This window comes from Halomonas sp. MMSF_3323, assembly GCF_030733595.1.
Taxonomy (GTDB): domain Bacteria; phylum Pseudomonadota; class Gammaproteobacteria; order Pseudomonadales; family Halomonadaceae; genus Halomonas; species Halomonas litopenaei.
On sequence record NZ_JASHIT010000040.1, the window covers coordinates 41,925 to 51,541 of the forward strand.

Here is a 9,617-nt window from a genome sequence, read left to right on the forward strand (position 1 = left end):
TGGCGTAATATCCTCAACAACGAAAACGGGGCCCTCGAAGGGGCCCCGTTTTCATGCTCAGGCGATGAGCGGCAAGGCGCTCGACGTCTCGATCCACTCAGTAGAGCAGGGCGAACAGCTTGCGGCGGTAGCTCACCGTCAGCGGATGATCGGCGCCGAGTGCGTCGAACACCCGCAGCAGGGTCTTGCGCGCCAGGTCGTCACCGTAGGCACGGTCGCGCTTCATCACTGCCAGCAATCCTTCCAGGCCGGGTTCATAGTCACCGTCGGCCACCTGGCGCAGCGCCCTCAGATAGTTGGCCTCGCTGTCGTCACGCCCCTCCAGGGCGGCCAGGGTCTCGGCGTCGGGCGCTTCTTCGCCGAACTCGATGCTGGCACGAACGCCGCGGGCCTCGGGACCGTCGCGGTCTTCCGGAGGTAGCGCGTCAAGCAGGGCGCGCGCTTCATCATTGCGACCTTCCGCCACCAGCACTCGGGCCATCTGGATCTGGTAGGCCAAGTGGTCGGGGTACTGCTGTGTCAGCTGCTGCAGGATCTCCAGCGCGGTGGCGGTGTCGCCCGCCGCCAGGGCCTGCTCGGCCTGTTCTTCGGGGCTTGCCGGAGCATCTTCCGGGGCCGGGAAGTAGCGGCCCAGCCACTCGCGAATTTCCTTTTCCGGCAAGGCGCCCTGGAAGTGGTCCACCAGACCGCCCTGGCTGATCAACTTGACGTCGGGTACCGAGCGTACGCCGAGCTGGCCGGCGATGTCCTGGTTGTCGTCGATGTTGAGCTTGGCCAGCAGGAAGGTGCCGGCGTACTCGCGGGTCAGCTTTTCCAGCACCGGCATCAGGTTCTTGCAGGGCTCGCACCAAGGGGCCCAGCAGTCCAGCAGCACCGGGATGCGCATGGACAGCTCCAGCACCTGCTGAATGTTGCTGCGGTCGACGTCGAAGATCAGGTCGCTGTCGGCCGGCCCCTGGGACGCCGCGGCGGCACCCTGGGCGGGTTCGCTGCTCGGATCGCTGCTCAGAGGTTCGCCTGTACGAGGGTCGACGATGGGCATGGGACACAACCTTGTCAAAAGTGAATTGCCCTAAAGATGCGGGCGACGGCCACCGACTTCAAGGCGCCTGCCGATACGCCGGAGCATGCCTGGAATCGATGACTGGCCAGCGGTGTGCCCAAGACGCGGTAAAGGGCTGCGGCGACGGTCGATTCTTGACCGACTCGGGTTGATCGAGGTCAGCTCTTCGACGAAAGAAGGAGGGGGGGATGGCTAATCCGGGGACACGGAAGCGCCAAAAAATATCGAATTGGCACAGAAAAGTTAAGATTTAATCAGGAGGCGAGCTTCGTAATACGGCGATGCCGCAACGGCGTCTGATGGCGAAGCGCTGGTCTCGGCCAGCACCGGACAGCCAACAAAAAACGAGGCAGTCCCGAAGGACTGCCTCGTTTTCGTATTTGGTAGCGGGGACCGGATTTGAACCGATGACCTTCGGGTTATGAGCCCGACGAGCTACCAGACTGCTCCACCCCGCATCAACGAGGACGTAGTATACGGATAATTCTGGCTGCGTCAACCCTGTGCGATTTCGGGTGTGATGGGTCGTGCCGTTCGGGCGCTGTGGTCCATACTGGAGTGGCTGTCATGCAAATGTCAGTGCTAGACGCTAGCCTGGTGGATAGTCGTTGTGGACGTTGATTCGACGCAGTACCACGACGAAGGCCTGCCGAGGTAGGCAGGTGGGGCTGGGCGTCGCAGTGGCAGGAGGCCACCCGCGATCGCTCTGGGCCCGAGGTTCCTGGTTGCGCGAATGCGCAGCACCAGAGCATCCACTGCTATACATGCTTGCAACAACAAGTGCCGTCGCCAAGCGGCGGCGTGAAGGACAATCAGGGAGGTCGTCTATGACTCAGCAAAAGCCCGTCGCGTGGGTCACCGGTGGTACTGGTGGTATCGGAAGCTCAATCTGTCGCGAACTGGCGGATGCCGGCTATCAGGTAGTGGCCGGTTACAACAATCCTGACAAGGCCAAGACCTGGCTGGAGACCCAGAAGTCGGATGGCTATGACAATATCGACATCGCCGGCATCGATCTGACCGATTTCGAGGCCTGCCAGAATGGCGTCAAGGCGATCGAGGACCAGCATGGGCCGATCGCAGTGCTGGTCAACTGTGCCGGTATCACCAAGGATGGCACCTTGAAGAAGATGTCGGCGGACCAGTGGAACGTGGTCATCGACACCAACCTCAACAGCGTCTTCAATACCTGCCGCAGCGTGATCGAGAGCATGCTGGAGCAGGGCTACGGACGGATCATCAATATTTCGTCCATCAACGGCCGCAAGGGGCAGTTCGGCCAGGTGAACTATTCCGCCGCCAAGGCCGGCATGCACGGTCTGACCATGGCGCTGGCGCAGGAAACTGCGACCAAGGGCATCACCGTCAACACCATCTCGCCTGGCTATATCGCCACCGACATGATCATGAAGATTCCGGAGAAGGTGCGCGAGGCCATTCGCGAGACCATCCCGATGAAGCGGTACGGCACGCCGGAAGAGATCGGCCGCCTGGTCAATTTCCTGGCCAGCAAGGACAACGGTTTTATCACCGGTGCCAATATCGACATCAATGGCGGTCAGTTCATGGGCTGACAGACGTCGCGCCGGGCTCACGAGGCTCGGCGATGTACATTTCGCCAGAAACCACGATGCGAGGCCAAAAGGCCTCGCATCGTGGTTTTCAGGGGTTGAAAGAGTTCAGGGGTTGAAAGAGGGGGGAAGGCACGGCAAGCCGTGCATCGCTCAGGGTGGTGGCAGTTGACTCAGCCCATCCAGCAGGGCGTCGAGCTCCTGTACCTCGCGCTCCCACTGCTGGCGCGACACTGGACCGGTGGCCAGCAGCCCGCACAGTACCGAGATCAGCTCGTCTTCCCGGCTCGGCGCCTGGCCAAGGCTATCGTTGAGGCGGTCGACCTGGATCGCCAGGCGCAGTGGCTCGTCCTGGTGGCCGATCGGATGGCCCGCCAGGAGCGCCAGGTGCACCCGCAGTCGTGCCAGACGCTCGGCGACTTCCTCCGCTGGAGCAGGATCGCGTCGTGCGGCGTTGCGCTGTGCGTGGGCCTGTTTCAGCGCCGGCGGCAACGATAGCGCGGCGGGAATCTCCACATCACTGCAGAGGCGACCGGCGAGGCAGTCATCGTCGGCCTCAAGGTGCTCGAGAATCAGGGGTTTGACCTCGCGCCAACGACCGACGACCTCTGCCACGGAGAGCCGTTCCAGGCGCTCGCGCCGAGCCCGTACGATGCCGGTCCAGCGCTTGCGCATGCCTTCGGTGCGCCGGCCCGATGGCAGCGGTTCCAGCGCGCTGGCCTCATCCACCGCCTTGTCCAGCCAGTCGGCCTCGCTGCTTGCCGCGGGTTGCCAGGCATCGATGCGGTCGATCAGGGCCTGCATCTGTTCCAGCCGCTCGCGAGCACGCTGGGCACGATCATCGCGCTCGGCGTCACGCTGGGCGAAGATCTGGTCGCATAGTTGGCGGAATTCTCGCCACAGGGTCTGCTCCTCGCCCTTGGGCGCGCGCCCCAGTTCGCGCCAGCGCTGTTGCAGTGCCTTGGCCTGGTCGGCTCGCTGGCGTGCCGGCAGTCGTGCATCGACCAGCGCTCGGGCCTGGTCGATCACCTCACGCTTGGCGTCGGCGATCTCGTTGGCGCGGCGATCGATCAGCGCCTGCAACTGGTGCCGGATGCGGCCGAAGCGTCGTCCGATGGCCTCTGCGTGATCGCGCGGGACAGGGGCGGTGCGGCGCCACTGTTCCCTGGCCTGGTCGCGGATCTCGCGCAGCGCGTCGGGGTCGGCCTGGGCGGCGGGCTGCTCCAGAAGGGCCTCGATCTGCTCGCACAGCGCTTCGCGTTCTGCCAGGTTGGCCTCGCGCAGGCGCTGTTGTTGTTCACGCCAGGCCTTGAGCGACTCGCGAATACGTTCGGAGGTTGCCCGAAAGCGCTCGGACTGCTCGCGGTTGGCCGCGGCGTCGCCCAGTGCCTTCCACTCCTTGACCAGCTGGCGATGGCGGCGGTCACGGTCACGGTCGGTGAGGGTGGCGTCCTGCTCCAGGGCCTCGATGGCCTGGCACAGTTGCTCGCGCTTGGGACCGGCGACGAAGCCGCGCCAGTCACGCAGTTCGGCGAGTCGTGCGCCGAGGCGCTTGAGTCGAGACTGCTGGGCACCGGCCGAGGACGGCAGCTGATCGGCGAGGTGGCGAAGCCGCTGGTGCAGGCGGCTTGCTCCCTTGAAGGTACCCTCGTCGAGCAGCGCCTCGAGACGATCCAGTTCCTCATCGAAGCGTGTGAGCTGGGACTCAGACGGTTCGTCTCCGGAAAGATCCTTCTCCAGGCGAAGATGGTGTCGGGCACGTTCGAGCCTCGGGTCTGGCGGCAGACCTTCGGGCCACTTGCAGTCGCTCACCAGCTGCTTCAGCGCAGCCTCGTCGCCGGCCCTGATGGCTTCCTCCAGCGGCAGGGCGCGCTCGACCAGGCGCTGGTGGGCCTGGTTGATGGCGTCGTAGTTCTTCAAGGCCTTGTCGTAGCGCTGGCGCAGGCCGTCGTCGGCGAGGTGGATCTCGGACAGTGCCTGCCAGCGGTTGGCCATCAACTGCTTCTGAGCGCGCAGGCTGGCCAGGTCCTGTTCACCGACATATTCGCCCTGATAGAGCGCGGCCAGGCTTTCTTCCAGCGCCATGACCAGTGCCTCTCGGTCCTGGTCGGCCTGCTCGCGGCGCTGTCGGTCGGCACGCAGGGCGTGTTCCTGGGCCTCGTGATCGTGAATCACCTTGCGACAGCGCAGGCTGGCCTCCTGGTAGCGCTGCTCCTGCCCGGCGTCGGGCAGATCCGCCAGTCGAGACCACTCGCGCTCCAGATGGCGGAAGCGCCCAGCGTAGAGAGGCTCCCAGGTGGCACGGGCGTGCTGCTCGAGACTGGCCAGCAGTTGCTCGCGTCGTTCCCGAGCCTGTTCCACGGCGTCGGCGTCGGCGCGCAGTCGACCCAGGCGTTCCTTGGCGTCGCGCACCACGTGGCGATCCCGGCGGGCCGCCTGGGCCAGCTGCTTGAGACCTTCCTCGGAGGTGACCCGCTCGGCGGCGGCGTGACGTACGGCGGCGATGCCGTTGTCGCAGGCCTGGCGAATCAGGGCGGCCTCGTCATCGAGCCTGGCCAGGGCGGCGAGTCGCAGCTGCTGGTTATCGCCCTGGAGGGCGATCTCCTCGAGCATCGCCGCGTCGTCCAGGGACTCGACGATCTGCTGGCGGCGGCCAAGTTCGATGCCGCCCTGGCGACCGATCAGCAGCGCGATGAGCTGACGATCCAGCTCGCGTGATCCTTTACCCTCGACGCGCAGCTCCAGCAGTCGCTGTGGGTCGTCCAGGCGTCTCGCCGCGGCGAGACGGACGTCGGGCTCGGTGTCCTGGACCAGGGTCTCGAGGGCCTCGCGTTGGCTCTGGGGGTCGAGCCGTTCGGCGGCGTCGCGTCGGACCTGTGGATCGGGATGTCGCCAGCGTGGCGAGAAAAGGCGGCGGAGGAGTCCGGGCATGGGGCTTCCTGCAAAGAAATAAAGAAAGGTGGCGAAACGGCTTCACCATCTTGTTATTGCGCCAGGCTAAGCCGGGCGTCGAGATAGAAAGTTTATCTAAGCATGCGCGCCACCATCAGAAAAGGCCTCAGCGCAGGGCTGTGGCTGATTGGAGACACTGACAGGAGGACAATTGAGGCTTATGATCGGTTGCAGGACCGGGGGCTCTGACTTAGCTTGAGATCATCCCCCGACCAACACCCGACGTGGAGTTCGGCAATGAGCCTCAAAGTGGACAGGGACAGCATGGCGTTTACGTTCAAGGGTGGGATGCTGCCCATGACGGTGATGGAGCTTTCCAGTGCGGATCCCGAGGAAATTCGCGATCAGCTCGCGGGCAAGCTCTCGCAGTCGCCAGCCTTCTTTCAGCACACCCCGGTGGTGCTCAGCGTCGAGAAGCTCGACGAACCTCACCTGGCCCTGGAACGTATCTGTGCGGTGTGCCGGGCGCACAAGCTGCTGCCGGTAGCGGTGCGCGGTGGTGCCGATCCGGTCAAGCAGTCCGCCTGGGCGCTCGGACTTGGCTGGTTCCCCCCCCAGGATGCCGCCCGTGCGCGTACCCTGGAAAGCGTTCCGGTGCAGGAAGACGAAGACGTCACCGTGGTCGAGGAAGTGGAGGCTGACGCGCCTCATGGCGGACGTATCTTTCGTGGCACCGTGCGTTCCGGCCAGCAGATCACCGCTCCCGACGGCGACCTGACCGTGATCGGTGCGGTCAATGCCGGGGCCGAGGTACTGGCGGCGGGCAATGTCCACGTCTACGGTGCCCTCAGGGGGCGTGCCCTCGCTGGCATTCACGGCGACCACCAGGCAGGCATCTTCTGCCGTGAGCTGCATGCGGAGCTGTTGTCGGTGGCGGGCAACTACAAGCGTCTCGAAGATATCGACCCCCAGCTGCTCGGCTCCTCCGTCCAGGTCGTGCTGACGGACGATCAGTTGGGGATCACCGCGCTGAAGTGAGCCTTCAGCCGGGCTTGTGAAGCGCCTTCAGCGGGGCATTGCCGCATCAGCGGGCGCTTTAGCGCGGGACAGCGATTTTTATAAGGCCGTGCCTGGTCACTGCGGTGACCACACAGGACCAACAACTTTACGACGACAGGATGCGACACTTGGCCAAGATCATCGTTGTGACCTCCGGTAAAGGCGGGGTCGGCAAGACAACCAGTGCGGCAGCCATTGCCACCGGGCTGGCACTCAGAGGCAACAAGACGGTAGTGATCGACTTCGATGTCGGTCTACGGAACCTCGACTTGATCATGGGCTGCGAGCGCCGTGTGGTCTACGACCTGGTCAACGTCATCCAGGGCGAGGCCGGGCTGAACCAGGCGCTGATCCGTGACAAGCGCGTGGACAACCTGCATATCCTTCCTGCTTCCCAGACTCGGGACAAGGATGCCTTGACCCAGGAGGGCGTCGAGAAGGTGCTGGACACCCTGACCAAGGACTTCGACTACATACTGTGCGATTCACCCGCCGGTATCGAACGTGGTGCCCAGCTGGCCATGTACTTCGCCGACGAGGCCATCGTGGTGACCAACCCCGAGGTGTCTTCGGTGCGTGACTCCGACCGTATCCTTGGGCTGTTGTCATCGAAGACCCGGCGGGCCGAGCAGGGCAAGGACCCGATCAAGGAGCACCTGCTGATCACCCGCTACAACCCCGGACGGGTCGACCAGGGAGACATGCTGAATCTCGAGGACATTCGCGAGATCCTGGCCATCAACCTGGTAGGTTTGATTCCCGAGTCCGAGGCCGTGCTGAGAGCCTCCAACCAGGGGGTCCCGGTCACCCACGACGACAGCAGTGACGCTGGCCAGGCCTATATGGATACGGTCAGCCGGCTGATCGGAGAGGAGGTGCCCTTGCGCTTCCACGAGTATCAGAAGAAAAGCCTGCTGAGCCGCATGTTCGGAGGAGGAGGTCGCCGGTGAAACTACTCGATTTCCTGAAGCGCGAACGCAAGAAGTCCGCGTCTGTCGCCAAGGAGCGGCTGCAGATCATCGTGGCGCACCAGCGTAGCCAGCGGGGACAGCCTGACTTCCTGCCGATGCTGGAGAAGGAGTTGCTTGAGGTCATCCGCCGCTATGTCGAGGTGGACGACGATGCTATCAATATGTCGCTGGACAGCGAGGACAACTGCTCGGTGCTCGAGCTCAACGTGACCCTGCCGCGCAGCAGTTGATGCAGCGCCTGGTGTTGCTTGAACGTCGTGATATCGTCGCTGCCACATCGCCGATGCGATATCGACAATGCCAGCCATCAAGATGACGCCCCTTGGGCGTCTTTCGTGTATTTCCTTCCCGCGCCGGACTCGACCTGTGATCGTGCAGGCTGAGCCCGGCGTTGGCCTGTGCTAGGCTGACGGGCCTTTGACGTACGCGTGGAGACCGCAATCCCATGGCGCAGCCGAAAGCCGCTCCGCTGACCTTTCTGTGGCACGACTACGAGACCTTTGGTGCCGATCCTCGGCGCGATCGTCCCTCGCAGTTCGCGGCCATCCGTACCGACGCAGAGTTCAACGAGATTGGCGAGCCGGTGGAGCTGTTCTGCAAGCCCGCCGATGATGCCTTGCCGCACCCCATGGCCTGCCTGATTACCGGTATTACGCCCCAGCAGGCGAGGCGCAACGGTGTGCCCGAAGCCGAGTTCGCCGGCTCCATCGTCGACGAGATGAGCGTCGCCGGGACCTGTGCGGTGGGCTACAACAGCCTGCGCTTCGACGATGAGGTCAGTCGTCACCTGTTTTACCGCAACCTGATCGACCCCTATGCACGGGAGTGGCAGAACGGCAATTCGCGCTGGGATCTGATCGACGTGGTGCGCGCCTTCCACGCCTTGAGGCCCGAGGGCATCGAGTGGCCAAGGCGCGAGGACGGCAGTCCCAGCTTTCGCCTGGAAGACCTGACCGCGGCCAACGGCATCGAGCATGCCGGCGCCCACGACGCCCTGGCCGATGTACGCGCTACCATCGCCCTGGCGCGACTGTTGCGGGGCGCCAATGCCAACCTGTTCGACTACCTGCTGTCGCTCAGGGCCAAGCGTGAGGTGCGCAAACGCCTGGATACGACCCAGCGCAAGCCGGTGGTGCATATTTCCCGGCGCTATCCTGCCAGCCGTGCCTGCGGGTCTCTGGTGATGCCCCTGGCCGAACACCCGACCAATCCCAACGGCGTCATCGTCTACGACCTGTCGCTGGACCCTGCCGACATGCTCAGTCTCTCGCCCCAGGAGATTCGTGCTCGGGTATTCGTCAGCAATGACGACCTGGCCGAGGGCGAAAGCCGGATTCCGCTGAAGGTGGTGCACATCAACAAGTGTCCGGTGATCTTTCCGCCCAGTGCGCTCAAGGATGTGTCGGGGCCCCATCAGGGCGAGTATGGCGAGATCGTGGCGCGCATGGGGCTCGAGATGGACGCCTGTCGCGGTCACTACCAGCGGCTGGCCAAGGACCCCGATATCGTCGCCAAGGTGCAGGAGGTGTTCGCCGAGCCACCGCCGGAGCCGCCGAGGGATCCGGACCTGATGCTCTACTCCGGCGGGTTCTTCTCTCCTGCCGACCGCCAGCAGATGGAGCGCGTGCGTGCCATGGATCCCTGGGATCTGGTCGACGCCAGCTTTGCCTTCCAGGACCCGCGCCTGGAGGAGATGCTGTTTCGCTACCGCGCCCGCAGCTATCCGGACACCCTGACCGGCGAGGAGCAGGCGCGCTGGGAGACCTTCCGGTGGGAGCGGATGAACGACTCGGCGCTGGCGAGCCTGACGCTAAAGGACTTCGCGCGTGAAATCGAACGTCTGAACCAGACCTCGCTGAGCGATCGCGAACGCCAGATCCTCGAGGAGATGGTGATGTTTGTGGAGTCGATCATGCCCGCCCAGGCGTTCGGCTAGGGGACCAGCCTGGCGCAGACGCACGGCGTCGCGCTGGCCGTGTCGGGCATCATCAATATGGTGCCATGAATCAGATGTGATGAAGCGGGTGAAACGACGCGGGTGAAACCACAAGGCCCGACCGG

At 64.1% G+C, this 9,617-nt stretch carries 7 protein-coding genes and 1 tRNA gene; 5 read left to right on the forward strand and 3 right to left on the reverse strand.

Annotated elements, in window-relative coordinates; genetic code table 11:
• Window positions 1-97: 97 nt before the first annotated feature.
• Both RBB39_RS18270 and RBB39_RS18275 read right to left on the reverse strand, forming a co-directional pair.
• Window positions 98-1,042 carry a co-chaperone YbbN gene (locus tag RBB39_RS18270; RefSeq protein ID WP_045991346.1) on the reverse strand — a complete coding sequence of 315 codons (945 nt, stop codon included), beginning with the start codon at window positions 1,040-1,042 and terminating at the stop codon, window positions 98-100.
• A 402-nt stretch (window positions 1,043-1,444) separates the two neighbouring features.
• Window positions 1,445-1,521, reverse strand: a tRNA-Met gene (locus RBB39_RS18275).
• A gap of 369 nt (window positions 1,522-1,890) precedes the next feature.
• Here RBB39_RS18275 and phbB point away from each other — a divergent pair.
• A complete protein-coding gene (gene phbB / locus RBB39_RS18280) occupies window positions 1,891-2,637 on the forward strand; it encodes an acetoacetyl-CoA reductase (RefSeq protein WP_045991345.1) in 747 nt (248 codons plus the stop codon).
• Window positions 2,638-2,787: 150 nt separating this feature from the next.
• Here phbB and RBB39_RS18285 read toward each other — a convergent pair whose 3' ends face one another.
• A complete protein-coding gene (locus RBB39_RS18285; RefSeq protein WP_045991344.1) occupies window positions 2,788-5,565 on the reverse strand; it encodes a DUF349 domain-containing protein in 2,778 nt (925 codons plus the stop codon).
• A 258-nt stretch (window positions 5,566-5,823) separates the two neighbouring features.
• On the opposite strand from RBB39_RS18285, the gene minC reads away from it, so the two are divergent.
• From minC to sbcB, 4 genes are all read left to right on the forward strand, one after another.
• Window positions 5,824-6,564, forward strand: a complete 741-nt coding sequence (minC, locus tag RBB39_RS18290; protein ID WP_045991343.1) for a septum site-determining protein MinC — start codon at window positions 5,824-5,826, stop codon at window positions 6,562-6,564.
• Between the two features lie 149 nt (window positions 6,565-6,713).
• Complete coding sequence (gene minD, locus RBB39_RS18295) at window positions 6,714-7,535, forward strand: septum site-determining protein MinD (protein ID WP_045991342.1); 822 nt, start codon at window positions 6,714-6,716, stop codon at window positions 7,533-7,535.
• Complete coding sequence (minE, locus tag RBB39_RS18300) at window positions 7,532-7,786, forward strand: cell division topological specificity factor MinE (protein ID WP_045991341.1); 255 nt, start codon at window positions 7,532-7,534, stop codon at window positions 7,784-7,786. The genes minD and minE overlap by 4 nt, the downstream gene beginning before the upstream one ends.
• 215 nt (window positions 7,787-8,001) lie before the next feature.
• Window positions 8,002-9,492 carry an exodeoxyribonuclease I gene (gene sbcB / locus RBB39_RS18305; protein WP_045991340.1) on the forward strand — a complete coding sequence of 497 codons (1,491 nt, stop codon included), beginning with the start codon at window positions 8,002-8,004 and terminating at the stop codon, window positions 9,490-9,492.
• The last annotated feature ends 125 nt before the right edge of the window (window positions 9,493-9,617 follow it).